This window comes from Plantibacter sp. MPB07 (assembly GCF_046619465.1).
GTDB classification, from domain to species: Bacteria; Actinomycetota; Actinomycetes; order Actinomycetales; family Microbacteriaceae; genus Plantibacter; species Plantibacter auratus.
This window is the reverse complement of the sequence record NZ_CP177043.1, coordinates 886,632-911,008: the sequence shown is the minus strand read 5'-3', so window position 1 is coordinate 911,008 and position 24,377 is coordinate 886,632. Positions and strand designations below refer to the sequence as shown.

Annotated in this window: 21 protein-coding genes and 2 tRNA genes; 4 read left to right on the top strand and 19 right to left on the bottom strand. The window is 69.7% G+C overall.

Annotated elements, in window-relative coordinates; genetic code table 11:
- Positions 1 to 71 precede the first annotated feature (71 nt).
- Positions 72 to 575, bottom strand: coding sequence for a DUF3145 domain-containing protein (locus ACLIME_RS04320; protein WP_064293650.1), 504 nt, complete (start codon positions 573 to 575; stop codon positions 72 to 74).
- 150 nt (positions 576 to 725) lie between these two features.
- On the opposite strand from ACLIME_RS04320, the gene ACLIME_RS04315 reads away from it, so the two are divergent.
- On the top strand, positions 726 to 1,694 hold the full coding sequence (locus ACLIME_RS04315) for an ROK family protein (protein ID WP_411558269.1): 969 nt from the start codon (positions 726 to 728) through the stop codon (positions 1,692 to 1,694).
- Positions 1,695 to 1,836: 142 nt separating this feature from the next.
- On the opposite strand, the gene ACLIME_RS04310 is transcribed toward ACLIME_RS04315, so the two are convergent.
- The 3 genes from ACLIME_RS04310 to ACLIME_RS04300 all read right to left on the bottom strand — a co-directional run bounded on the left by ACLIME_RS04310 (position 1,837) and on the right by ACLIME_RS04300 (position 4,336).
- Positions 1,837 to 1,911: transfer RNA gene (locus tag ACLIME_RS04310), tRNA-Ile, on the bottom strand.
- 40 nt (positions 1,912 to 1,951) lie between these two features.
- Complete coding sequence (locus tag ACLIME_RS04305; RefSeq protein WP_411558268.1) at positions 1,952 to 3,232, bottom strand: glycosyltransferase; 1,281 nt, start codon at positions 3,230 to 3,232, stop codon at positions 1,952 to 1,954.
- Positions 3,233 to 3,355: 123 nt separating this feature from the next.
- Positions 3,356 to 4,336: a DMT family transporter gene (locus ACLIME_RS04300; protein WP_079705768.1), complete on the bottom strand. Its 981-nt coding sequence runs from the start codon at positions 4,334 to 4,336 to the stop codon at positions 3,356 to 3,358.
- A gap of 70 nt (positions 4,337 to 4,406) precedes the next feature.
- On the opposite strand from ACLIME_RS04300, the gene def reads away from it, so the two are divergent.
- A complete protein-coding gene (gene def, locus ACLIME_RS04295) occupies positions 4,407 to 4,973 on the top strand; it encodes a peptide deformylase (protein ID WP_079705767.1) in 567 nt (188 codons plus the stop codon).
- A 159-nt stretch (positions 4,974 to 5,132) separates the two neighbouring features.
- Here the strand turns inward: def and ACLIME_RS04290 are convergent.
- The 5 genes from ACLIME_RS04290 to dusB all read right to left on the bottom strand — a co-directional run bounded on the left by ACLIME_RS04290 (position 5,133) and on the right by dusB (position 10,647).
- Positions 5,133 to 5,205: transfer RNA gene (locus ACLIME_RS04290), tRNA-Asn, on the bottom strand.
- A gap of 94 nt (positions 5,206 to 5,299) precedes the next feature.
- Positions 5,300 to 6,148, bottom strand: coding sequence for an ATP-binding cassette domain-containing protein (locus tag ACLIME_RS04285; protein WP_079705766.1), 849 nt, complete (start codon positions 6,146 to 6,148; stop codon positions 5,300 to 5,302).
- Between the two features lie 102 nt (positions 6,149 to 6,250).
- Positions 6,251 to 8,125: a DNA primase gene (dnaG, locus tag ACLIME_RS04280; protein WP_192005045.1), complete on the bottom strand. Its 1,875-nt coding sequence runs from the start codon at positions 8,123 to 8,125 to the stop codon at positions 6,251 to 6,253.
- Positions 8,126 to 8,213: 88 nt separating this feature from the next.
- Entirely contained in the window at positions 8,214 to 9,461 is a 1,248-nt protein-coding gene (locus ACLIME_RS04275; protein WP_411558775.1) for a deoxyguanosinetriphosphate triphosphohydrolase, read from the bottom strand.
- A 25-nt stretch (positions 9,462 to 9,486) separates the two neighbouring features.
- Entirely contained in the window at positions 9,487 to 10,647 is a 1,161-nt protein-coding gene (gene dusB, locus ACLIME_RS04270) for a tRNA dihydrouridine synthase DusB (RefSeq protein WP_079705764.1), read from the bottom strand.
- 51 nt (positions 10,648 to 10,698) lie between these two features.
- Here dusB and ACLIME_RS04265 point away from each other — a divergent pair, with 51 nt between their 5' ends.
- Entirely contained in the window at positions 10,699 to 11,217 is a 519-nt protein-coding gene (locus ACLIME_RS04265) for an aminoacyl-tRNA deacylase (protein WP_121291132.1), read from the top strand.
- Between the two features lie 136 nt (positions 11,218 to 11,353).
- Here the strand turns inward: ACLIME_RS04265 and ACLIME_RS04260 are convergent, their stop codons facing one another.
- From ACLIME_RS04260 to recO, 3 genes are read right to left on the bottom strand one after another with little or no spacing between them, the layout of a single operon-like run.
- Positions 11,354 to 12,034: a DsbA family protein gene (locus ACLIME_RS04260; protein WP_079705763.1), complete on the bottom strand. Its 681-nt coding sequence runs from the start codon at positions 12,032 to 12,034 to the stop codon at positions 11,354 to 11,356.
- A gap of 28 nt (positions 12,035 to 12,062) precedes the next feature.
- Positions 12,063 to 12,884 carry an isoprenyl transferase gene (locus tag ACLIME_RS04255; protein ID WP_124769218.1) on the bottom strand — a complete coding sequence of 274 codons (822 nt, stop codon included), beginning with the start codon at positions 12,882 to 12,884 and terminating at the stop codon, positions 12,063 to 12,065.
- The gene (gene recO / locus ACLIME_RS04250; RefSeq protein WP_411558267.1) at positions 12,881 to 13,618 is read right to left on the bottom strand and encodes a DNA repair protein RecO; all 738 of its coding nucleotides are present in this window, start codon (positions 13,616 to 13,618) and stop codon (positions 12,881 to 12,883) included. The genes ACLIME_RS04255 and recO overlap by 4 nt, the downstream gene beginning before the upstream one ends.
- Positions 13,619 to 13,701: 83 nt before the next feature.
- Between recO and ACLIME_RS04245 the strand changes: the two genes are divergently transcribed.
- A complete protein-coding gene (locus ACLIME_RS04245; protein ID WP_411558266.1) occupies positions 13,702 to 14,370 on the top strand; it encodes a trimeric intracellular cation channel family protein in 669 nt (222 codons plus the stop codon).
- 6 nt (positions 14,371 to 14,376) lie between these two features.
- On the opposite strand, the gene ACLIME_RS04240 is transcribed toward ACLIME_RS04245, so the two are convergent.
- From ACLIME_RS04240 to ACLIME_RS04210, 7 genes are all read right to left on the bottom strand, one after another.
- Entirely contained in the window at positions 14,377 to 15,789 is a 1,413-nt protein-coding gene (locus ACLIME_RS04240) for an ABC transporter permease (RefSeq protein WP_079705759.1), read from the bottom strand.
- Positions 15,786 to 16,544 carry an ABC transporter ATP-binding protein gene (locus ACLIME_RS04235; RefSeq protein WP_079705758.1) on the bottom strand — a complete coding sequence of 253 codons (759 nt, stop codon included), beginning with the start codon at positions 16,542 to 16,544 and terminating at the stop codon, positions 15,786 to 15,788. Before ACLIME_RS04235 ends, ACLIME_RS04240 begins: the two co-directional genes overlap by 4 nt.
- 109 nt (positions 16,545 to 16,653) lie before the next feature.
- Positions 16,654 to 17,343: a response regulator gene (locus ACLIME_RS04230; protein ID WP_079705757.1), complete on the bottom strand. Its 690-nt coding sequence runs from the start codon at positions 17,341 to 17,343 to the stop codon at positions 16,654 to 16,656.
- Positions 17,340 to 18,524 carry a sensor histidine kinase gene (locus ACLIME_RS04225; RefSeq protein ID WP_411558265.1) on the bottom strand — a complete coding sequence of 395 codons (1,185 nt, stop codon included), beginning with the start codon at positions 18,522 to 18,524 and terminating at the stop codon, positions 17,340 to 17,342. Before ACLIME_RS04225 ends, ACLIME_RS04230 begins: the two co-directional genes overlap by 4 nt.
- A 126-nt stretch (positions 18,525 to 18,650) precedes the next feature.
- On the bottom strand, positions 18,651 to 20,411 hold the full coding sequence (leuA, locus tag ACLIME_RS04220) for a 2-isopropylmalate synthase (RefSeq protein WP_411558264.1): 1,761 nt from the start codon (positions 20,409 to 20,411) through the stop codon (positions 18,651 to 18,653).
- Positions 20,412 to 20,557: 146 nt separating this feature from the next.
- Positions 20,558 to 23,083 (bottom strand): bifunctional lysylphosphatidylglycerol flippase/synthetase MprF, encoded by a 2,526-nt coding sequence (locus ACLIME_RS04215; RefSeq protein WP_124769214.1) that lies wholly within the window; start codon positions 23,081 to 23,083, stop codon positions 20,558 to 20,560.
- Complete coding sequence (locus ACLIME_RS04210; RefSeq protein WP_124769213.1) at positions 23,083 to 24,354, bottom strand: alpha/beta hydrolase; 1,272 nt, start codon at positions 24,352 to 24,354, stop codon at positions 23,083 to 23,085. The genes ACLIME_RS04215 and ACLIME_RS04210 overlap by 1 nt, the downstream gene beginning before the upstream one ends.
- Positions 24,355 to 24,377: the final 23 nt, after the last annotated feature.

Below are 24,377 nucleotides of genomic sequence, written 5' to 3'. Positions count from 1 at the left end.
CGCCACGTGGGCACCCTGTCGTCTGTGAAGTTGTCTCGCGTGCGCGGTGCCGCCGCGCCGGCGGGGCCGGATCAGCCCACGTTGTGCAGCCAGATGACGGAGGACCCGTCGCCAGCGTGACGGAACGGCTCGAGTTCGTCGTCCCACGGCTGTCCGAGCGCGACGCGGAGTTCGCGCTGGAGTTCGGCGGCGTTCCCGGCACCGACCTCCATGGCGTACCGGATGCGATCCTCCGGGACGACGACGTTGCCGATGCTGTCGGTCTGTGCGTAGAAGATCCCGAGGTCGGGCGTGTGCATCCACCGGGCACCGTCGACACCCTGGGCCGGGTCTTCACTCACCTCGTAGCGGAGGTGCTCCCAGCCGCGCAGGGCTGAGGCGAGTGCGGCTCCGGTGCCGTGCGGGCCTTCCCAGAAGACCTCGGCGCGCTGCGCACCACGGAGGATCGGCTGGTCTTCCCAGTCGAAACTGATGGCACGACCAAGGGCGCGACCTGCCGCCCATTCGAGGTGCGGGCAGAGCGCGCGAGGCGACGAGTGTACGAACAGCACACCCTTCGTCATCGGTGTCGACATGATTCCTCCACTGCGTCCGGGTGCGTCTTCCCCAACGACCCATGCAGTGTGATCCATGTCGGTGTCCGGCTGACCGGACCTCCGTGTATGCAGTTGTTCGACTCGCGCCGATACGAGCATTATGCCCCATGACCTGGAGGAATGACAACCGTGTCGTTCCCAGTACGCTGGATCGGGAGCCGGCTCGGACTGACGGCCCTCGAGGATGGAGCGGTGATGCACGAGGCCCTCGCGATCGACATCGGCGGCACGAAGGTCGAAGCGGCCGTCGTCGACGCCGAGGGGCGGATCCTGCCCGGCACCCGGTTCCGCGGTCCGACGGGCGCCGCGGCCACCCGCGAGGAGCTCGTGGCGTCGATCCTCCAGACCGCCGAACAGAGCGTCGCGGCCCATGGCGGGCCGGTGTCCGGTGTCGGAATCGGTTCGGCGGGCCCCATCGGCAGGGCCGACGGCACCGTCTCGCCGATCAACCTCCCCCGACTCGCCGACTTCCCCGTCGTGGCTGAGCTCCGGCGCTTCACGTCCGGTCCGGTGGAACTCCGACTCGACGGCACCTGCATCGCCCTGGCCGAGCACTGGCAGGGCGCACTCCGCGGAACCGAGAACAGCATGGGCATCGTCGTCTCAACCGGGATCGGTGGCGGGATCATTCTCGGATCCCGACTCGTCCCGGGCACCTCGGGCAACGCCGGCCACCTCGGACAGATGCAACTCCGCCGACGCGAACCGGATGCCGTCGGCACACCCTGGACCTTGGAGGGCATCGCGTCAGGCACCGCGACGGTCGCCTGGGCGCGCGCCCAGGGATGGACCGGCACGACGGGCGAACAGCTCGGGGCCGACTACGCAGCTGGAACGGAGATCGCGATCCGCGCCGTCCGACGTTCCGCCGAGGCCGTCGGCGAAGCCCTCTGCAGCATCACGACCCTGCTCGACCTGGAACGCGTCGCGATCGGAGGCGGCTTCTCGCGGGTCTCCCCCGACTACCTCGACCTCGTCCAGAAGGCTGCGACCGCGGCTGCGCTGCACGCCTACGCCCGTGAGCTGCGCGTGGTCCCGGCCGGCCTCGACGCCGACGGCCCGCTCATCGGTGCCGCCGCTCTCGTCCTCGCGGACTGACGGGCCCCTGAGCCACGGCATCCCGGCCCCTGAGCCGCCCCGTCCCGGCCCCTGAGCCGCCCCATCCCGGTCCCTGAGCTTGTCGAAGGGCGCCCTTCAACATGCTCAGGGACCGGAACCAAGGCTCATGACCGGATATCGGTAGGGCGGGTGGGACTTGAACCCACGCATCGTTCGGTTATGAGCCGAATGCCTTCACCAGCTTGGCTACCGCCCCGTGCGGAACCCAGTGTACCGAGTGGCCCGCCGGGCGGGAGTCAGTCGCGGGATTCCTGGCGGTCTGCGGTCGCCGTGTGACGCTCGGTCGTCGGGTCGACGACCTGCTCGCCGCGGTAGAGCGCTTCGAAGGTGTCGAGCGTGCGCTCGATGTCGTGTGCGGAGACGAGCTCCAACGAGGCGTCCTGCATCCGGCGGTACTCCTCGGGCGAGGCGCTGAGTACCGTCGCGAGCCGCTCTGCCAGGGCATCGACGTTGCCCGGCTCGAACAGATACCCGTTGACCTGATCGTGCACGAGGTGGGGCAGGGCCATGGCGTCGGCCGCGACCACCGGGAGACCGGAGGCCATGGCCTCCATCGTCGCGATGCTCTGCAGCTCCGCGATGGACGGCATCGCGAAGACGGTGGCGTTCGTGTAGGCCTGCTTCACCTCATCGTCGGACACCTTGCCGAGGAATCGGACGCGGTCGCCGATGCCGAGCTGCTGGGTCAGCTGCTCGAGGTTCTTCGCCTGGTCGCCGCCACCGATGACGTCGACGTGGGCGTCGAGTTCCTTCGGGAGTTTCGTGAGCGCGCGCAGGAGCACGTCGATCTGCTTCTCGCTCGTGATGCGACCCACGAAGAGGATGGTGTTGCGCTTCCGCGGTTCGAACGACGGCGTGTACTGTCCGGCCTCGATCCCGCAGGAGATCGCGTGCACACCGGTCAGGCCCGTGAACTGCTCCAGGAAGTCGGCGGCCTTGCGCGTCGGGGTCGTCACGGCGAAGGCACGATCGAAGACGCGACGGGCGGCAGCCCACTGCGTCCGGACGAGCCACTCCTGGGTGCGCTTGGGGATGACGGTGAAGTCGAGGATGTTGTCGGGCATGATGTGGTTCGTCGCCACCATGCGGATGCCGCGTCGCTCGGCCTCGATCGAGAGACCACGGCCCACCACGATGTGCGACTGCAGGTGCACGACGTCGGGCTTCACGCGGTCGAGGATCTTCCGGGCGTTCCGTCGCATCGACCACGGCATCGCGAAGCGCAGCCAGTCGTGCGGGTACCACCGGAGACTGAAGAGGCGGTGCGCCGTCATCGTCTGACCCTCGTGGGTCTCCTTCCACGTGCCGAACTTACGCGAGCCCGCGGGCGCCACGATGTGGACGTCGTGGCCTCGGCGGACGAGTCCGGCCGCGAGGCGTTCGGCGAAGCGTGCGGCGCCGTTCACGTCGGGCGAGAAGGTGTCGGCGCCGATGACCACCCGCAGCGGCTTGTGGGTGTCGGCGCTCGGCGTCGTGTTGGACGCCTTCGCGAGGTGCTGGTCGTCGGGAGAAGTCAAGGTATCGGTGATTCCTCTGTGCTTGGCCAGTGATGTGAGGGGGTGCGGGCGGTCGCTCACGACCCTGATGCGGCGCGGAACGCCATGCTCAAGCATACCTGCAGCCCGTTCGGGCTCCAGGGCTCAGGCGGGCGCGTCGCCGGTCGCGAGGGCCTTCGCGGCTGCCGCGGCCGCCGGCGTCTGGCTCACCTGCGGGTGATGGCGGGCGAGCTGGAAGACACCCCACACGGCGATCGCGCCGGCCACGACGAAGCCGAAGCCCGCCCAGAACGGGGCGTTGCTCGCCTCCCCGAGCACGATGATGCCGATGCCGACCGCGATCATCGGATCGATGACGGTGAGGCCCGCGATGACCAGGTCGGGAGGCCCCGAGGAGTAGGCGGTCTGCACGAAGTAGCCGCCGAGCGCACTCGCGGCGGCGAGGCCGAGCCCGCAGAGGACCGTGAGCCAGTCGAACTCGCCCTGCTGCAGCCGTCCGATGATGACCTTGGCGAGCGTCGCGACGAAGCCGTAGAGCACCCCGGTCCCGACGATGTAGAAGATGGCCGTGAAGCGTGACCGGAACACCATGAAGCCGAGCCCGAACACGACGAGCACGACACCGAGCATCACCAGGATCGTGACGAGTTCGGCCTCGGTGATCCGGTGCTCGCCCGTGAAGACCGCGGCGATCGTCACGAACAGGCCGACGCCGCCGACGCAGGCGACGATCGCGACGACCGATCGACGGTTCAACCGGACGCCGCTGATCCTGCTGTTCACCACCGCCGTGATGACGAGCGCGACCGCGCCCAACGGCTGGACGAGGGTGATCGGTGCGAGGGACAGGCTGCCGAGCTGGAGCACGATCGCGAGCCCGAGCATGACGGTTCCGGTCACCCAGGAGGGCCGACTGAGCAAGGCCAGCAGCTGGGCGACGTTGAGCCCCGAGGTCGCGTCGGTGCCGCTCGACGACTCGACCTTCGCCACACCCCGGTGCTGCAGCTGCGCGCCGAGCGAGAGGAAGACGGCGCCGAGGAGTGCGAACGGGATGCCGAGCAGCTGCGAGGGGTTGCGGGTGAAGTCGTCCGCGAGGTCGGCGATGTCGATGGCGGAGGGGATCACCCGTCGAGGCTACCCCGCCGCCCCGTCGATCCCTGCGCGCCAGGCCGAGCCCAGCGGATAGGCTCGAGCAATGGCAATTCTCGAGATCCACGTGACCGGTGACCCGGTGCTCCACTCCGTCGCCCGGCCGGTCGCCACCGTGGACGACGACCTCCGACGACTCGTCGCCGACATGTACGAGACCATGGATCTGGCTCCCGGCGTCGGGCTCGCGGCTCCGCAGGTCGGCGTGCCGCTCCGCCTCTTCGTCTACAGCTACGAGGACGACGACGGCCAGCCATGGCGCGGCGTCGCGATCAACCCGGTGCTGTGGATCAGTCCCCCGCCGGTGGGCGAGCTCGACGAGGAGGATGAGTCGGAGGGCTGCCTCTCCGTCCCAGGCGAGCGGCACCCGCTCCGTCGAGCGGAAGCGGCCATGCTCATCGGGACCGACCTCGAGGGCGCCCCGGTCGAGCTGCGGGTCGTCGGCTGGCGCGCACGCATCCTGCAGCACGAGTTCGACCACCTCAACGGCGTGCTCTACGTGGACCGCCTCGAACTGCCGCACTCGCGCCGAGCGGCGAAGGCGATCCGCAAGGCGGGCTGGGGCGTGCCCGGGATCTCCTGGCTCCCGGGTCGCGACGACCTCGAGGGCTGAACCACCTCGACAGGCGCAGGGTGTCCGGACATGCAACGAGGCCCGAAGAGTGGAGTCTTCGGGCCTCGTGGTCCAGTCTACGGCGTCCCTGCCGGTTTCGTGAAACCGGCCTCAAACGACGAATCCCCCGGTCCATATGGACCGAGGGATTCTGTGCAGCTCCTCGAGTTGGACTCGAACCAACAACCTATCGATTAACAGTCGATTGCTCTGCCAATTGAGCTATCGAGGAATACGTGCTTCGACCGGCCGGACGAATCCGGCCTCTGCGTTGCAGCGCGTATCTACTGTAGCAAAGGATTCGCAGACTCCAAATCGACACGCGATCAATCGATGCCGACGGCCTCGGGCGTCTCGTACTGGGTCTCGGTGCCGCCCGACTGAGCGAGCGCCGCGAGGAACTCGTGCGGCGGATCGGCGAGCATCGCGTCGATCGGGCCGTAGCCCACGACCCGTGACTGGTGGAGCGCCAGGACGTCGTCGGTCACCTCGCGGAGCATCGCGAGGTCGTGTGTCACGACGATGACCGTGCCGCCGTCGCGTCGGAACCCGTCGAGCAACTCGGTCACCGTGTGCCGGACCGTGATGTCGATGCCGGCCGTCGGTTCGTCGGCGATGAACACCTTCGGGCCGAGGACGAGGGCGCGCGCGATGGCGATGCGCTGTCGCTGACCGCCGCTCAGTTCATAGGGGTACTTGTCGAGGCTGGAGAGGGGCATCTGCACGGCGTCCAGCAGTGTGGCGACCCGGACGCCGAGCGCCTGCTCGCTGAACTTCTTGTCGCGAGCGAGGACGGGTTCCGAGATGAGCTCCGTGACGGTGAGTTCGGGCTTCAGGTGCGCACCGGCCTCCTGCTCGAGCAGCGACACCTCGAACGTGAGTTTCGTGAGTTCTTTGCGACCCACCTTGCGCATGGAGCGACCGAGCGTGCTCGCGTCGCCGCCGGACACGAACGGACGGGAGTCCGCTCCGGTCAGGTGGCGTCCGGACAACACCCGCAGGAGCGTGCTCTTCCCCGAGCCCGAGCTGCCGATGACCCCGAGCGAGCCACCGACGGGCAGCTCGAAGCTGATGCCGTCCAGCGCTCGATTGCTCGGACTCACGCCGTGCGCGGCGTAGTCGACGCTCAGATCACTCGCCCGGACCGCCGGTCCGTCCTGCTCTGGGTGCTTCATGAGACCTCTCCTTCCGGTGCACGGGGAGCCACCGGATCGCCATCGAGTGTATCCGGCGATCCCGGCGGGGCCACGTGCCACGCTCGGAGGAGGCCGACCGCGTCAGGCCTCGGCGCGGAGCGCACGCCGTTCCGCCTCGACGTCCGCGAGCTGCCGGGTGATCTCCCGGTGGGACTCGTCGCGGGGGTCGGTGCGACGCAACGACCCGAGCAACGCCGCCTTACGACCGAGGAGGTCGCGGTCGATCAGCGCCCGCGCGATGTCTCGGACGTAGCTCGGCAGCTTCTCCTCGTTCGTCTCGGGCAGTGGGGAGACTCCGAGCTCGCGGACGAGTCCGTCGAAGCCGGGTGGGACCTGCGCGATGACGGTCTCGAGCCAGGCGTTCGTCCCGAGGTGGTCCAAGCTCACACTCATGGCGTCGCGCACCACGGCGAGGGAGCTGTTGGCGACCGAGCTCTGGACCGCGCGCTCCAACATGGGGCGTTCGAGGTGCTGGGGCAGCTGCAGGATCGCACGGAGGGCGTCTTGCTCGAGGCGCGTCGACGGATCCTTGGGCAGGTCGTTGAGCGAGGCCTGCCGCTCGCGCGGCGGCTCGGCAGCGGGTGCGCCGGGGCCCTGCTGGCGGGCGTCTCGTGCGGCGTTCTGCGAGCCTCCTGCGGCGGCACCGCCAGCGGCCCGCACTGCGCGGGCCACCTCGTCGAGTTCCATGCCGAGCTGCTTCGCGAGCACCCGGGTGTACCCGGGACGGAGCGAGGGGTCGCGGATCTCGGCGACGACCGGCGCGGCCGCGCGGAGTGCGCCGACGCGGCCCTCGACCGTCTCGAGATCGAAGCCCGCCAGCGTCCGCCGGATGATGAACTCGAACATCGGCTCGCGGCCGTCGACGAGTTTCCGGATGGCGCCGTCGCCGCGGTTGAGGCGGAGGTCGCAGGGGTCGAGGCCGTCAGAGGACACGGCGACGTACGTCTGGGCCGAGAAGCGCTTCTCCTCGCCGAACGCACGCGTCGCGGCCTTCTGCCCGGCCTCATCAGGGTCGAACGTGAAGATGACCTCGCCGGTGGCGGAGTCGTCGCCCATGACGCGGCGGATCATCTTGATGTGATCGACCCCGAACGAGGTCCCGCAGGTCGCCACCGCGGTGGTCTCCCCCGCCAGATGGCAGGCCATGACGTCGGTGTACCCCTCGACGACGACGACGCGCTTGCCGCGCGAGATGTCGCGTTTGGCGAGGTCGAGTCCATAGAGGACCTGTGCCTTGTGGTAGATCGCCGTCTCGGGGGTGTTGAGGTACTTCGGCCCCTTGTCGTCGTCGCGGAGGCGCCGGGCGCCGAAACCGAGCACCTGCCCGGTCGTGTCGCGGATGGGCCAGATGAGGCGTCCGCGGAACCGGTCGTAGACCCCGCGGTCGCCGCTCGACACGAGCCCGGCCGCGAGCATCTCCTCGTCGGAGAATCCGCGAGACCGCAGCGCCTTCATGAGGTGGTCCCAGCCGGCGGGCGCGAACCCGATCCCGAAGTGGTCGGCAGCGGCGGCGTCGAAGCCGCGTTCGCCGAGGAACCGCCGCCCGAGGTCGGCGTCGCCGTCGTGGAGCTGCTGCTGGAAGTACTCGGCGGCAGCCTGGTTGGCGGCGAAGAGGCGAGCCCGGTTGCCGTGATCGACCTTGCCGCCACCCTCCTCGTAGCTGAGCGGGTACCCGATGCGCTGCGCGAGACGTTCCACCGACTCCGCGAACGTCACGTGGTCCATCTTCTGCAGGAAGCTGTAGACGTCGCCGCTCTCGCCACAGCCGAAACAGTGGTACAGCCCGACCGTGGGGCGCACGTGGAAGCTCGGGCTGCGCTCGTCGTGGAAGGGGCACAAGCCCTTCAGGGAGCCGACGCCGGCGGACTTCAGCGAGACGTAGTCGCCGACGACGTCGCCGATGTTGGTGCGTGCCTTGACCTCTTCAACATCGCTCTGTCGAATCCGTCCGGCCATGCTTCGATCCTAGTCTCGTGCGTCCATCGTCCATCCCTGAGGGCCTCCGCGCAGCGCAGTCGGAGGCCCGCTCCCGTGTGGAGGAGCATCAGGCGCCGACGTGCCGTTCGTGCCAGGAGAGGGCGCTCTGATCGGTCAGGCTCGCGATCTGGTCGACGACGACGCGACGGCGTTCCGCATCGGACCCGGCTGCCCGCCAGTCCGCCGCGAAGCCGACGTCGAGGGCCGACTCGCCGAGCGCGAACACCGCGTCCGACAGTTCGATGAGGATCTCCCGCTGCCGGACGTACAGCGGCTGGCGGGAGTCGCTGTACATGACGAACGCGGCCACGATCCCCTTGAGAAGCGCGATCTCGGCCTGGATGCCGTGGGGCACCACGACGTCAGCCCCGAAACGCACGAGGCTGTCCTGAGGGAAGGCCTCCCGGGTCGCCGCGGTCGCCGCACCGGCGAACCGACCGATCATCTGGCTCGTGAAGTTCTTGAGGCGACCGAGGTCGCGCCGGGAGCCGTCCCAGGCGGTGATCCAGGTGTGCGAGGACTGCAGCCGGTCGAAGGCGGCGGCGAGGTCGTCGTGGGTGAAGTCGTCGCCTGCCCAGGACAGCGCGGTGTCGATGAGGCGGTCGTGTCCTGCGCGCGCATTCAGGAACGCCGGGTCGATGTACTCCCCGACGACGGCGTCCTCGAAGTCGTGCACGGAGTAGGCGATGTCGTCCGCGAGGTCCATGACCTGCGCCTCGACGCAGCGGACGCGCTCGGGAGCGCCGGCTCGCAACCAGCGGAAGGCCGCAGAGTCCTCGTCGAAGAACCCGAACTTGGCCCGGCCACCGGGATCCGGCACCGACTGCGCCGCCGGCCACGGGTACTTGCAGCTGGCGTCGAGGCTCGCGCGGGTGAGGTTCAGACCGTACGGCTCGCCGTCGGGGCCGAAGACCTTGGATTCGAGGCGCGTGAGGATCCGCAGGGTCTGGGCGTTGCCCTCGAACCCGCCGATCGCGGCGGACCAGTCGTTGAGCGCTCGTTCGCCGTTGTGACCGAACGGCGGATGACCGAGGTCGTGCGCGAGGCACGCCGTGTCGACGACGTCCGGAGCGAGGTCCAGGCTGGCAGCCAGCTCGCGACCGACCTGCGCCACCTCGAGGGAGTGCGTCAGTCGGTTCCGGGCGAAGTCGACGCCGCTCGTCGGGCTGAGCACCTGGGTCTTGGCGGCGAGTCGCCGCAGGGCGCTGGAGTGCAACAGCCGTGCACGATCGCGCGCGAAGTCGGAGCGTCGCGTCGAGTGGTGCTCGGGCATCCAGCGTTCTTCGTCGTGCAGGGTGTAGCCGTCCCGGTCCATGGAGACGCTCCCCTGCTCGATGATGCTATCCGCCACTGTGGTCCAGTTCCGCTCCCGCGATCTCGGTCTGCTCGTCGGCACCCAGCGACTGCGAGTCGAGCCAGCCGTACGGCAGTGCCGGTCGTTTCGGCGTACCGGCGCGCCCGCGCTGCCCTTCCGCTGCGGCACCCGGGTAGGGGGCCGTCCAGTCGAGGGTCGCGAGCAGCTCGTCGAGCTGGTCGAGCGACTCCACGGTCGCAAGGCTCGCGCGGAGGTCGCCGCCGACGGGGTACCCCTTGAAGTACCAGGCGACGTGCTTCCGGATGTCGCGGCAGCCGCGCTCCTCGCTCTCGAAGAACTCGGCCAGGAGCTCGGCGTGACGCCGGAACGCGGCCGCGACGTCGCCCAGGGACGGCTCCGCCTTGCCGCCCTCGCCGGCGAACGCCGAGCTGAGGTCGCCGAAGAGCCAAGGGCGACCGAGGCAACCGCGGCCCACGACGACGCCGTCGCAGCCCGTCTCGTCGACCATCCGGAGGGCGTCCTCGCCCGACCAGATGTCGCCGTTCCCGAGGACCGGCACCGAGGTGACCGTCTCCTTGAGCTTCGTGATCGCCGACCAGTCCGCGTGACCGGAGTAGAACTCGGCAGCGGTCCTGGCGTGCAGCGCGATCGACGCCACGCCGGCGCCCTCGGCGATCCGGCCGGCCTCGAGGTAGGTGAGGTGGTCGGAGTCGATGCCCTTGCGCATCTTGATCGTGAGCGGGACGTCGCCGGCGGCACGGACCGCGCCCTCGACGATGTCGCGGAAGAGCCCGGTCTTCCAGGGCAGCGCCGCTCCCCCGCCCTTGCGGGTGACCTTGGGCACCGGGCAGCCGAAGTTGAGGTCGATGTGGTCGGCGCGATCCTCGGCGACGAGCATGGTGACGGCCTCGGCGACCGTCTTCGGGTCGACGCCGTAGAGCTGGATGGAGCGGAGCGTCTCGCTCTCGTGGTGCTGGATGAGCCGCATGGTCTCCGGCGTGCGTTCGACGAGCGCGCGGGAGGTGATCATCTCGCTGACGTACAGTCCGGCACCGTATTCGCGGCACAGTCGACGGAACGCCGTGTTGGTGATCCCGGCCATGGGAGCGAGCACGACCGGCGAGTCGAGCACGATGGGCCCGATCGCGAGGCTCGGGCGCTGCGAGAGCGTGGTAGGAAGAGACATCACCCTCGATTCTCCCAGATGATCGGCGCTCCCGCGCCCAGTGAGGACCACATGTCAGACGCCGTCCCGCCCGCCGACCTCCAGCCGTCCGGCCGCGAGCGCGTCCGAGCAGCGGCCGCCGCACTCGGTCTCGACGTGGAGCTGGTCGAGCGACCGCCCGCGCGCAGTCTCCACGAGGCGGCGGAGCTGCTCGGCATCGAGCCCGCGGACATCGTCAAGACGATCGTCGTGAAGCGTCGCAGCGGCGACTACCTCTTCGCCCTCGTGCCGGGCGGCCGCAAGATCTCCTGGCCGCCGTTCCGCACGCTGCTCGGGGTGAACAAGCTCGCGATGCCGGACGCGGCGACCGCGTTCCAGGCGACCGGCTACGAGCGCGGCACCATCACCGTCCTCGGTGCGAGCGCCCCACTCCCCGTCTACGCGGACGAGCGCATCCTCGAGCGCGGAGGGCGCATCTCGATCGGCGCCGGCGAGCACGGGTGGAGCGCCTTCGTCGACGCGGCGGAGTACCTCACCGCCATCGGCGCCGTCACCGCGGACCTCACCGAGCCGGAGGACCCTCAGTCCTGAGCCGTTTCCGGCGGGAGCACGAGGCAACTGTCGCCCTCGCAGACGACGGCGTCGCCCCCGAGGAGTCGGAGCGCCGGCCGGACCGTCGCGGGCTGCTGATCATCGACGCTGCGCTCAGGGGACGTCGTCTCCGTGCTCACGCCTGCACCGGCTCGGTGCTCGCGCGTTCCGTCCAGACCTGCTCGAGGACCTGCGTGAACGCGGCCGCCTCCTGCGCCCCGGACACCCCGTAGGCGCCGTCGATGACGAAGAACGGGACGCCCTGGATGCCGTACCCCTGTGCCGTCGCCTGGTCCTCGCGGACCGCCTGCGTGTACTGGCCGGATTCCAGCGCCGAGACCACGGCGGACCGGTCGAGCCCCACCTCGACGGCGAGGTCGGCGAGGTCCTCGATGCGCCCGACATGGCGGCCCTCGGTGAAGTAGGCCCGCAGGAGGCGCTCGGTCATCTCGAGCTGCTTCCCCTCCGCCTTGGCGAAGTGCAGCAGTTCGTGCGCCTTCACCGTGTTCGTGTGCTGGAGGATGCCGAAGTCGTACTCGAGACCGGCGTCCGAGGCGATCCCCGTCACCCGATCGAGCATCTGCTGCACCTGATCGGCCGGCATGCCCTTGTGCTTCACGAGGAAGTCGATCTCGGTGCCGTCGAAGTCGACCGGGGTGTCGGGTGCCAGCTCGAAGGAGTGGTACTCGACCTCGACCTCGCGTCCGTCGCCGAGCTGCGCGAACTCCGCCGCACCCCGCTCGAACTTGCGCTTGCCGATGTAGCACCACGGGCAGGCGATGTCGGACCAGATGTCGATCTTGATGGGTTCACTCATTTCAGGGCCAACCACCGACACCCGTCGGTCATTCCCCCGAGGGCGCCGGGGCGTCTGGCACGTCGCGCGCCCCGCCGAAACGACGGTCGCGTCCGGCGTACCGTTCGACGGCCTCCCAGAGCTGACGCCGCCCGAAGTCGGGCCAGAGGGTGTCGAGGAAGACCATCTCCGCGTAGGCCGACTGCCACAGCTGGAAGTTGCTGGTGCGCTGCTCTCCGGAGCTCCGGACGAAGAGGTCGACGTCCGGGAGGTCGGGCAGGTAGAGCCGGCTCTGGACGAGACGCTCCGAGACGGCCGACGGCTTGATGCGGCCGGCGGCGACGTCGTCGGCGATGCTGCGCACCGCGTCGACGATCTCGTTGCGACCGCCGTAGTTGACGCACATGGTGAGCGTCAGGCGGTCGTTGTCGCGCGTCAGCTCCTCTGCCGTCTGGAGCTCCTTGATGACCGAGGTCCACAACCGCGGCCGACGCCCCGACCAGCGCACGCGCACGCCCCACTCGTTCAGTTGGTCGCGGCGTCGATGGAGCACCTCGCGGTTGAACCCCATGAGGAAGCGGACCTCATCGGGTGAGCGCTTCCAGTTCTCCGTCGAGAACGCGTACACCGACAGGTGCTTGATCCCGAGTTGCAGGGCACCGGCCACGACGTCGAGGAGTGCGGCCTCGCCCGCCTTGTGCCCTTCGACACGCGTGAGTCCGCGCCGGTTCGCCCACCGGCCGTTGCCGTCCATGACGATCGCGACGTGCGACGGCACCTCACCCTTCGCGAACTCGGGCGGGACCTCCCCTGTCCAGTCGATCGGTTTGAACGGCACCGCGTCGCGGTGGGTGTAGGGCTTCGGGGTCACCCGCGGCTCCGATCCTGTTCGAGGTGCGCGAGCGACCGCAGGCCGCGCTCCAGATGCCATTGCGCATAGGCGGCGGTGAATCCGCTCGCCCGTGAGGCCGTCTGCTCGGCGGCGGCCTCCGCGTACTCCCAGTCGCCGGAGAGCAGTGCTCCGAGGAGCGAGAGGGTGTCGGCGTCGAGCCGAGGGCTCCCCGAGGGCGCGCAGTCGTCGCACACGACCCCGCCGAGCTGTACGACCACGTGCGAGTACTCACCCTCCGTGCCGCACCTCGAGCAGGCGCCGAAGCTCGGTGCCCAACCGGCGAGCGAGAACGCCCGGAGCAGGTAGGAGTCGAGGGTGAGCCGCGGACCGTGCTCATGCTTCGAGAGCGACCGCAGGGCGCCGACGAGCAGCAGGTACTGCTGGAGGGAGCCCTCGGACTCCGTCAGCCGATCGGCCGCCTCGACCATCGCGCTCGCGGCCGTGTAGCTCCCGTAGTCGGAGCTGATCTCGGCGCCGTACGAGCCGAGCGACTCGGCCTGGGTGATGGTGTCGAGGCTGCGGCCCTCGTAGAACTGGACGTCGGCGACCATGAACGGCTCGAGCCGGGACCCGAACTTCGAGCCCGTGCGACGGACACCCTTCGCGACCGCCCGGATCTTGCCCCTGCTGCGTGAGAGCATGGTGACGATGCGATCGGCCTCGCCGAGCTTGTGGGTCCGCAACACCACCACTTCGTCTCGATATACCGGCACGCATCGATTATCCCGCCTCGCACCGACAACGTGACCCGGGAACCGCCGTCGGGGATCGAAGGAGCGCCTGGAGAGATGAAGCCGTGAACGAGGTCCTCTTCGTCGTTCCGCTGTGGGTCGACCTCTCGGCGGTCGCGATCGGCGCCGTCCAGGGCGCGATGTTCGCGGCCAGATTCCAGGATCGTCAACTCGACTGGCTCGGCGTCGCCATCATCGGCGTCGTCGTCGGACTCGGTGGCGGTCTCATCCGCGACATCCTCCTCGGACAGGTGCCGGCGTCCCTCCAGAACAACTGGTACCTCCCAGTCGCCTCGGGAGCCGCCCTGCTCGGGATGTTCCTCCTGCGCACCATCACGAGGCTCGGGCCGGTCATCATCGGTCTCGACGCCCTGACGATCGGCATGTTCGGAGCGATCGGCTCCACCAAGGCCCTGGCGGTCGGCCTGCCGGTGATCCCGGCGATCTTCGTCGGCACCGTCTCAGCCGTCGGTGGATCGGTCCTCCGCGACGTCATGCTGGGTGTCCCCGTCGCCCTCATGCACGTCGGGTCGCTCTACGCCGTGGCGGCCGCGGTCGGGACCGCCCTCCTCGTCCTCGCCGTGACCTTCGGTGCGCCGCTCGGGATCGCGGCCATCGTCGGCGTCTCCTCGACCGCGGTGATCCGCCTCCTGGCGGTCCGGTTCGGGTGGACGTTGCCGGAGCAGCGCCAGATCGGCGGATGGCGGATCTGGCGCCGCTCGACCCGCGGCTGAGTCGTCTCAGTCGACCGCGAGTGCCGCGACGGGCGCGATCCGGGTCGCCCGACGGGACGGTGCCACCGAGGCCGCAGCCGTGAGGAGTGCGGCGAGCACGACGATCACGGCGACGATGGCCCACGGGATGACCGGGAAGATGAGCCCGGGCGAACCGTTGATCGCGCCGAGCATCGACTGGGCACCGGCCCAGCCGTAGAACGTCCCGAGGACGAGGCCGACGACGACGGCCGCGATGGTGAGCTGCGCCGCCTCGATCACGATCATGCGACGGATCTGCGCCGCCGAGAATCCGAGTGCGCGGAGCAGTCCGAGTTCGCGGGTGCGTTGCAGGACGCTGAGCGAGAGGTTGTTGACCATCCCGACCGCAGCGATGAGCGCGCTCAGCCCGATGAGGGCGGAGAAGACGCCGACGGTCGTCGCGACCACGGCCTGCGTGCCCTCGTAGACCTCCGGATTCGCAGCCTGTGCGTTCAGCACGAACTCCTGGAAGTTGGCCGCGGCGACCGCGAACATCGTCACGAGGGTCACGCCGATCACCAGTCCGATCGTCGTGCGAGAACTGCGCTCCGGGTAGCGGACGGCGTTCTCGGCGGCGAGTCGAGCCGTCGCGGAGGTGCCGAACAGCCGGCCGACCAGCCGCAGCGCCGGCGGCATCACGAGGTGCGCACCGAGCACGAGGCCGGAGAAGGAGACGATCCCGCCGAGGATGCCGATGAGCACGCCGAGCGGCGACACGAGCCCGACGCCGACACCGGCGAGCAGGAGCAGGACACCGACCACGAAGAGACCGATCGCAACAGCGTTCCGGGCGGGCCGCGCGGTGGCCTCCTCCCGGCTCAACTCCTGCGATCCTCCGATCGCCTGCATCGGAGTGACCGTCAGGACGCGACGCGCGCCGATCCAGGACGCGAGCCAGGTGGTCAGGACGACCGCGACGACCGGCAGGAGCACGGCCGGTTCGACGATCGCGTACGGCAGCTCGGGCAGCACACCGGTCGCGACCCCGATCCGCACGAGCGCGAAGGTCGCGAGGAGTCCGACGAGCAACCCTGCTCCCCCGCCGAGCAGGCCGACGACGACACCCTCCTTCGCGACGGCGCGACGCTGCGATCGCGCCGTCGAACCGATCAGGCGGAGCAGCGCGATCGTCCTCGTCCGCCCGGCGACGATCGTTGCGAACGTGTTCGCCGTGACGATTGCACCGACGTACACCGCCAACGAGACGAACACGGCGGCCGCGAGGATGAGCATGATGACCACGGTGCCGCTGGACCCCGTGACGTCGTCGGCCAGGATGAAGGTGGAGAGCACACTCGTGACCATGAGCAACAGGACGCCGAACGAGGCGCTGAGCGTCGCGACGAGGAGGCTCGCGCGATGCTCGCGGGCCCGGGGCCCGAGATCCGCCCGGCTCATGCCGCACGCTCCATGCCGAGCATGAGCGCTGAGATCTGCTCGGCGGTCGATCGGGGACGGTCCTCGACCACCCGCCCATCCGCGAGGAACACGATCCGGTCCGCGTAGCTCGCGGCGATCGGGTCGTGCGTCACCATCGCGATGCTCTGCCCGTACTCGGTGCTGGCCGCCGCCAGTAGGGCCAGGACGCTCCGCCCGGTGCGGGAGTCGAGGTTGCCGGTCGGTTCGTCCGCGAAGAGGAGCTCGGGTCGCGTCGCGAGGGCACGCGCGATCGCGACGCGCTGCTGCTGTCCGCCCGAGAGTTCGTGCGGGCGGTGCCCGAGTCGGGAGGCGAGTCCGAGCGTGCTCACGAGCACGTCGATCCAGCTCTGCTCCTCACCGGTCGGACGGCGGGCGTCGAGTTCGAAGGGCAGCCGGATGTTGGCCGCGACGTCGAGCGTCGGGACCAGGTTGAAGGCCTGGAACACGAAGCCGACACGACGCCGACGGAGGATCGTGAGCTGCCCGTCGTCGAGGTCCGTGATGTCCTGGTCACCGAGGCGCACCCGCCCTGCGGTGGCCTGGTCGAGGCCGGCCATGATGTGCATGAGCGTCGACTTGCCCGAGCCGCTCGGGCCCATGATGGCGGTGAACCGGCCCCGCTCGATCTCGAGGTCGACGCCGTCGAGGGCGACGACCTGGTTGTCGGCGGGTCCGTAGCTCTTCCGGAGTCCGTGGACGCTGGCGACGACGGACGGCTGTGCTGAAGTGGTCATACTCCGAAGCTACGGAGTGCGGTGCCGGGTGCGCGTCGGGCGCACGAGCGACCCGGGTACATCCCGGGGATGATCCTCGATCACTCCGCGGGTGCGTGCTGGACCGCGGTCAGACCAAGCCGTGCTCGAAGGCGAACACGACGAGCTGGACCCGGTCGCGCACCTCGAGCTTGGCGAAGATCCGGCTGATGTGCGTCTTCACGGTCGCCTCGCTGAGGAACTCGGCGGCGGCGATCTCGGAGTTGCTCAGCCCGCGCGCCGCGAGAAGGAAGATCTCGCGCTCTCGCGCCGTGAGCTCGGCATAGCGCTGCGGTGCGGCCGGAGCTGCCGGAGCCTGCTGGAAGTGCTCGAACAGCTCGCGGGTGGCCGACGCGGCGATGACCGCGTTCCCTGCATGGACCGTGCGGATCGCTGCGAGCAGGAACTCGGGCTCCGCGTCCTTGAGCAGGAACCCGCTCGCCCCGGCTCGGATGGCCGTCGCGGCCGCCTCGTCGAGGTCGAAGGTGGTCAGCACGACGATCCGAGGCCGCTCGCCCCCGCGCGCGTCCGCCTCCGCCAGGATCGTCTTCGTCGCCTCGATCCCGTCCATGACCGGCATCCGGACGTCCATGAGGATGACCTGCGGACGTGTCCGTGCGGCCAGCTCGACCGCTTGACGCCCGTCGGAGGCCTCGCCGACGACGCGGAGGTCCGGCTGCGAACCGATGAGCATGCGGATCCCGCCTCGGAACAGCGCCTGGTCGTCGACCAGCGCGATCGTGATCGCCCCCGCTGCCGTCGCGTCACTCGGATCGGTCATCTCGTCACTCCCACCGTCGCGTACGGGATCGATGCGTAGACGGTGAAGAGACCGTCCACCAGGGTCGTCCCGAACCTGCCGCCTGCCAGCGTAGCGCGCTCGTTCATCCCGGCGAGTCCGTGCCCAGTGCCGGCCTTCGGTGGTTCGACCTTCGCCCGGTTGACGACCCAGAGCTGCAGCTCGGGTCCGGTCCAGTCGAGATGGACGTCGATCGGCCCACGATGGTCGCCGTGTCGGAGCGCGTTCGTGAGCGCCTCCTGGATGATCCGGTACACGGCCAGCTGCGAACCGGTCGCGACCGGTCGTTCCTGGCCGTGGCGCTGGACCACCACGTCCAACCCGGCTCCTCGCAGCTGCTCGTAGAGCCGATCGAGGTCGGCCATGACCGGCTGCGGGCCCTCGGTCTGTTGGAACCGTAATTGCGCGAGCAGCACCCGGACATCGGCGAGGGCCTCGCGGGAGATGCTCGAGATCGTCCGCAACGCCTGGTCGGCCGAGTCCGGGTCCGCGGCCAGCGCATATCGGGCACCGTCGGCCTGCGCGATGACGACGGCGAGGGAGTGCGCGACCACGTCGTGCATGTCGCGCGCGATCCGGTTGCGCTCCTGCTCGACGGCGACGTCGCGCTCGGCCAGGAGCTGCGCCTGTCGGCTCTCGCGGGCGAGCCGCCAGGTGCGCATCAGGACACCTCCGGTCCAAGCGAGGCCGAAGAAGGCGGCGAACGCGAGGAACATGAACAGCCCGACGGTCACCTGCGCGACCGGTGTCATGTCGTTCGCCAGGCCGAAGGTACTGATGTCGCTGCCGGTGCCCGTGGTCCAACTCGGGACGACGATCACGTAGAACGCGATGAGCGCGGCTCCGACGAACGCAGAGGCGAAGGAGACCCAGCGCAGCACCCGTCCGCCGTAACTCGCCGCAGCGTAGAGCACGACCGGGATCGCGAAGTTCGCGGGATCGGGTGCCAGGAGGAGCAGCATCTGCGCCAGCGCTGTGACCCAGGCGACGGCGAGGGAGACGGCCGGGGCGACGCGACGGAGGGCGAGCGCGCCGCACATGCCGAGCAGCACGATGACGTACATCGGCTGTCGCCCGGCGTACAGCACGAAGGTGGCGAGGAACAACACCGAGGGCAGAGCGATGTCGAGAGCCAACTGGCTGGGTCGGAGCGAGCGGAGCATCCCCCAACCGTACGACCTGGCGGCCGGTCACCCCGTCCTCGCGCGGGAAGATCATCCTCCGGGTGTACGCCGGAGGACAGCGCTGCGCCGGGTCGACCCGAAGGCCGACCCGGCGCAGCGGGATCGTCAGATGGAGGCCAGTTCCCGGGCCTCGACCTGCGTGCGTACGGCGCGGTTGACCGCCGAGACGACGGCCTTGAGCGAGGCGGTCGCGATGTCGCCGTCGATGCCGACGCCCCAGAGGCGCTGGTCGTTCACCTGGAGCTCGACGTAGGCGGCCGCCTCGGCGTCACCGCCGGCGCTCAGCGTGTGCTCGACGTAGTCGTACAGCGTGACCTCGATGCCGCGCCCGGAGAGCAGGTTGAGGAAGGCCGCGATCGGGCCGTTACCCGTCGAAGTGCGCTCCTCGACCTGCTCGCCGTCGCGAAGGGCGACCTCGAGGACGACGGTGCCGGCGAGGTCGCTCGACGTCTTCGTGGACTGGAGTTCGAACCGACCCCACTTGGCGTCCGCGACTGCGGCCGGAAGGTACTCGTCCTGGAAGATCGACCAGATCTGACCGCTCGTCACCTCGCCGCCCTCGGCGTCGGTCTTCGCCTGGACGACGCCGGAGAACTCGATCTGCAGGCGACGCGGCAGGTCGATCGCGTGGTCGGTCTTGAGCAGGTACGCGACGCCGCCCTTGCCCGACTGCGAGTTCACGCGGATGACCGCCTCGTAGCTGCGCCCCAGGTCCTGCGGATCGACCGGCAGGTACGGCACGGCCCATTCGAGGTCGGCGACGTCCTTGCCCTGGGAGACGGCGTCGACGGACATCGCCTCGAAGCCCTTCTTGATCGCGTCCTGGTGCGAACCGCTGAAGGCCGTGAAGACGAGGTCGCCCGCCCACGGGCTCCGCTCGTGCACCGGCAGCTGGTTGCAGTGCTCGGCCGTCCGCTTGACCTCGTCGATGTCACTGAAGTCGATCTGCGGGTCGACACCCTGCGTGAACATGTTGATGCCGAGCGCGACGAGGTCGACGTTGCCGGTCCGCTCACCGTTCCCGAAGAGGCACCCCTCGATCCGGTCGGCGCCGGCCAGGTAGCCGAGCTCGGCTGCCGCGATAGCGGTCCCGCGGTCGTTGTGCGGGTGCAGCGAGATGATGATGTTCTCGCGGTTGGCCAGGTTGCGGCTCATCCACTCGATCGAGTCCGCGTAGACGTTCGGCGAGGCCATCTCGACCGTCGACGGCAGGTTGATGATGACCTTGCGGTCGGGCGTCGCCTCGAGAACCTCGACCACCTGGTTGCAGATGTCGACGGCGAACTCGAGCTCGGTACCGGTGTAGCTCTCCGGCGAGTACTCGTAGTAGATCTGCGTCCCGGGGACGGTCGACTCCATCTCGCGACACTTCCGGGCGCCGTGGAGGGCGAGGTCGATGATGCCCTGCTTGTCGCTGCGGAACACGACGTCGCGCTGGAGGATGCTCGTCGAGTTGTACAGGTGCACGATCGCCTGCTTCGCGCCGCGCAGCGACTCGTAGGTGCGTTCGATGAGGTGGTCGCGTGCCTGGGTCAGCACCTGGATGGTGACGTCCTCGGGGATCGCACCCTCGTCGATGAGGCTGCGGACGAAGTCGAAGTCGGTCTGGCTCGCGCTCGGGAACCCGACCTCGATCTCCTTGTAGCCCATCTTCACGAGCAGGTCGAACATGATGCGCTTGCGCTCCGGGCTCATCGGGTCGATGAGGGCCTGGTTGCCGTCGCGGAGGTCGACGGCGCACCAGCGCGGGGCCTCGGTGACCCGACGGTCAGGCCACGTGCGATCGGGCAGCGAGACGTCGAACTGGTCCTGGTAGGCGCGGTAGCGGTGGACCGGCATGCCTGATGGGGTCTGGGTGTTCTTCATGATCCTGGGATCTCCTCGTGGGATTGGGGGTGAGCCAATGACGAACTCCGCGACGAGGGAGGCCTGGAACTAGGACTCGTCGCGGCAGCTAAGGAGGAGCAGACCGGAGAACACGTCGTCAGCATAGCACTCCCCCGCGCGGCCGATCAGGTGACCAACGAGGCGAGGTCTCGCACGGACACGTCCGGGAGGTACGCGCGCCCGACCGCGATGCCGATCGCCGGCAGGGTCAGCGGGTCCGCGTAGCCGAGGACGAGCGGACGCTCCTCCGGCTGGAACTTCCCCTTGAAGGCGAGGAGCGAGCGGAACCCGTAGACAGGTTCGAGCACGTTCCCGAGGTAGGTCAGGACCCGGTCGATCCCGTCCGTCTCCGGCTGCTCGGTGCTCTTCGAGCGCGCGAGTGGTGCCCCTGAGAGGCTCATCTCCTCGATGCCGTCCTCCTTGAACCGTGCGGCGGCCTCGGCGATGAGGAACTCCATGACGCCGTTCATACCGTCCGTCCGACGTCGCATGAAGTCGAGGGTCCAACCGACCAGCTCACCATCACGCCGCACCGGGAGCCAGCTCGTGACGCCGTGCAGCCGTCCTTGCTCGTCGACCGCGAGCAGGAGCCGGACCTCCTCGTCGACGAGCTCGTCGATGCCGCCGAGGGTGAACCCCATCTCGGGCAGCTTCCGTTCGGCGACCCACTCCTCGGAGATCTCGGCGATCTGCGCCGCCAGCCCGACGCCGAGTGCCCCGTAGGTGGACCAGACGGCGGTGATCCCCGCACGGTCGGCCCGGTTGACGGAGGATCTGATATCCTGCCAGCGCTTGCCGACCATGCTCCAGCCCTGCGGGTGCAGGACCGTCTCCTCGGCGACCTGGACGGTGCGCCAACCGATCCGGTGGAGCGCTCCTGCGGTCTCCTCGTCCACGCTGTACAACGCCACCGTCAGGCCCGAGTCCTCGCAGTGCTCGATGAACCGCTCGAGGACCCCCTGCTCGTGCCGGTCCCTCCCGAAGAAGCCGCCCGCCGTGACCGCGACCCCGGCGACGATCCGGTAGGCGATGCCGGCGCTGCGCTCCGGGTCGAACCAGGTGAGGTTGCCCGGCCAGGTGGCCATGTGCCCGATGGAGTCGCTGCCCTCGGCCAGGAGCTCGCGCAGGCGGCGCTCGTCTGCCGGCGCGATGGCGTTCGCGACCCGGCTCAGCGGCCAGACGGCGCCGAGCAGGATGATGCTCCACCAGACGGGTCCGACGGCGTGGAACACCACGCCGGTGAGCGGGGCGACCGGCACGAAGCCCGGGAGTACGTTCCGCAGGTACGCGGCCGGGACGAAACGCTCCGGCGCCGCGCGGAGGACCTCCCACACGTCGGGCCTCGGCGAAAATCCTCCGGGTTGCAGCAGGGCGACGACCACGAAAAGCGCGGCGAGCACGACCCAAGACGCGCCGACCAGGGCGAGGTACCCCCAGGCACTGCGCCGGGTGGCCCGCACGGGGAACCCACGACGGAGCACGACCAGGAGCGCCGCCACGACGAGCGGGAGCAGGATCGCCGCCCACAGCGCGATCGCGATCTCGACGGACCGCTGCTGCGCGCCGTGCCCCGTCCCGAGCAACGACGAGGGGTGTCCCGCCGGGTGGAGTCGCACCCCCGCCCCGAGCGACAGCGCACTCAGGACGGCGAAGGACACCATGATCGCCGTGGCGAACCAGACCGCGAACCGTCTGCCGCGGAGCAGGCCCCACGCTGCGAAGAGCAGGGCGATCATGGGGACCACCGACAGGAGCACCGCTCCGAAGCCGTCGACGCGCACCAGCGTGAGGTCGCGCAGGCACTGTGCTGACACGCCGACCGTCCGGCATTGCCCGATGACCCGTCCGGCGTCCGGGATGTTCTGTTCGAGCAGGAGCACGAGCGGCGCGAGCGGACCGAGGTGCCGGCCGGACAGGAAGGTGATGAGCGGTCCGACGCCCATCATCGCGACGACGGACGCCAGGAGCACCCGGGTCTCGTGGTGCGAGCTCCGCACGCGTCGCACCGACGGGGTGACCCCGGCGAGCACGATCCCGAGCAGGACGCCGACCAGCGCTGCGAACAGTCGTGCGAGATCCTGCGGAAGGCCCGAGTACAGCAGCACGATCAGGGCACCGACGACGACGAACGCGCGGATCCGTCGACGCCAGAGCGGCCCGTGGAACGCACTCGACGCGGCGAGGGCGCCGAGCGCGCCGGCCACGGGGTCGAATGCCACGATGCGGGCGACCTCGCCGCTCCAGAACTCGCCGCCGAGCGTGCCGAGGAGTTGGAGCCCGATGGCGAGCGCGTTCCCGGCGACAGCGGTCACCAGCACAGCCAGGAGCGTCTTGGCTGCGCCGAACCGTCGCTCGGCGAGCACCAGTGCGGGGACGCCGATCAGCAGGAAGGCGAGGAGCCCGAGCACCCCGTCGGTTCCCAGGGCGCCGGTCAGGAGTGCCCACCAGTGCCCGTCGACCACGACCTGCTCGTACCCCACGCCGGCCACCTCACGGATCGCCGTCCGCCAGCCGGGGGTCGCCGCCGGCGGTGTGCGCCAGACGAACGCACTGACCACGAGCACCAGCGCCGTGATCCCGATGCTCATCGGCACCGACCGGAGCACGCCGGTCACGAGTCGACCGAACGGCGTCGCCCTCCCCGCGCGCATCAGGCGAGCCCGAATCGTGCGGCGATCACGGGGAGCGCACGCTCGAACACCGTGTGGACGGTGTGCCAGTCGTGCGCCGTCCCATCGGAGACGAAGGTCGTCGTCCGCATGCCGGCTGCCGAAGCCATCGCGGCGACCCGCCGGACGCCGGGACCGTAGCGGCTGTCGTCGCTGCCGTAGCCGAAGACGCCGACGGTGTCCGCGTACGGGGTGTGCGCGGCGAGGATCGCGGAGGGGGCCGCGGCCTCGTACGCCGTCGCCGACCCGCCGAAGCCCTGTGCGATCGTCGTCGGTCCGATGGACGGGACGACCTCCCCCGAGATGTCGAGGATGCCGCCGTAGCGTTCGGGGTGCGCGGCGCCGAGCTGGATGGAACAGGTCCCGCCCTGCGAGAACCCGGCGATGAACCAGTCCGTCCGCGATGCGGACACCGGGAGGTGCGCCGAGATCCACGCGGGGACGTCGACCGTGAGGTACGTCGCCGAGTTGCCGAGCGGCCCGTCGACGCACATCGGGTTGTGGTCCGGAGCGCCGAGCTGATCAGGCACGACCACGATCGGAGCGAGACCCGCATGCGAGGCGGCGAAGCGGTCGAGGATCCCGGCGATCCCAGCCGACGCGAACAGGTCTGCAGGCTCTCCCGGCTGACCGCTGAACGCTTCGATGACCGGCAGTGCCGGCGGGTGTGCGGTCAGGGCGGCCGGTGGCAGGTAGACGAGCGCGTCCCGGTGGGCGAACCCGGAGGTCGTCGCCGGGATGTCCACGTGTTCGACCCGCCCGCCGCTCGGCAGGTCGGCGGGTCGCTGCCACGACGTGGTCGTCCCCCGGGCTGCAGGCAGGGCCGAGAACGACTGGTAGGGGCTGATCCCCAACGCCGCCCGCACCGTCGCGAACTCACCGAAGTCCTGGTTCACGCCGATCGCCCCGATGAGCAGGAAGGCGGGGATGGCGAGGCTCGCCACGACGACCCGCCACGCCCGGGTCCGCACGATCGCCGCGATCGCGAGGGCGGCACCGGCGAACCCGACCGCCGCCCACGCACGGGTGACCGGCGTCAGTTCGATCCCGAAGACGTCGAGCACGTCACCGAGCAACCAGGCCGTGGCATAGGCGAGGAGCGCCCCACCGCTCGCCACGAGCAGCATCGTCAGCCAGCCGCGAACCGTTCGGCGCCCGGTCAACAGGATGATCGCCAGGAGGACGGCGGCACCGCCGACCCAGACGAGGAGCTCCGGACGATCCAGCCTGATGGCCAGCAACCAGTCGAACACACGGACTCCTTCGCGCGACCCAG

Bases quoted from the DNA above. Each gene is read 5' to 3' on its own strand.
- ACLIME_RS04225 (WP_411558265.1), bottom strand. From the start codon at position 18,524: ATGCTCCGCTCGCTCCGACCCAGCCAGTTGGCTCTCGACATCGCTCTG.
- ACLIME_RS04285 (WP_079705766.1), bottom strand. From the start codon at position 6,148: ATGAAGCACCCAGAGCAGGACGGACCGGCGGTCCGGGCGAGTGATCTG.
- ACLIME_RS04260 (WP_079705763.1), bottom strand. From the start codon at position 12,034: ATGAGTGAACCCATCAAGATCGACATCTGGTCCGACATCGCCTGCCCG.
- ACLIME_RS04320 (WP_064293650.1), bottom strand. From the start codon at position 575: ATGTCGACACCGATGACGAAGGGTGTGCTGTTCGTACACTCGTCGCCT.
- leuA (WP_411558264.1), bottom strand. From the start codon at position 20,411: ATGAAGAACACCCAGACCCCATCAGGCATGCCGGTCCACCGCTACCGC.
- ACLIME_RS04265 (WP_121291132.1), top strand. From the start codon at position 10,699: ATGTCAGACGCCGTCCCGCCCGCCGACCTCCAGCCGTCCGGCCGCGAG.
- ACLIME_RS04240 (WP_079705759.1), bottom strand. From the start codon at position 15,789: ATGAGCCGGGCGGATCTCGGGCCCCGGGCCCGCGAGCATCGCGCGAGC.
- ACLIME_RS04235 (WP_079705758.1), bottom strand. From the start codon at position 16,544: ATGACCACTTCAGCACAGCCGTCCGTCGTCGCCAGCGTCCACGGACTC.
- def (WP_079705767.1), top strand. From the start codon at position 4,407: ATGGCAATTCTCGAGATCCACGTGACCGGTGACCCGGTGCTCCACTCC.
- ACLIME_RS04230 (WP_079705757.1), bottom strand. From the start codon at position 17,343: ATGACCGATCCGAGTGACGCGACGGCAGCGGGGGCGATCACGATCGCG.
- dnaG (WP_192005045.1), bottom strand. From the start codon at position 8,125: ATGGCCGGACGGATTCGACAGAGCGATGTTGAAGAGGTCAAGGCACGC.
- ACLIME_RS04215 (WP_124769214.1), bottom strand. From the start codon at position 23,083: ATGCGCGCGGGGAGGGCGACGCCGTTCGGTCGACTCGTGACCGGCGTG.
- ACLIME_RS04275 (WP_411558775.1), bottom strand. From the start codon at position 9,461: ATGGACCGGGACGGCTACACCCTGCACGACGAAGAACGCTGGATGCCC.
- dusB (WP_079705764.1), bottom strand. From the start codon at position 10,647: ATGTCTCTTCCTACCACGCTCTCGCAGCGCCCGAGCCTCGCGATCGGG.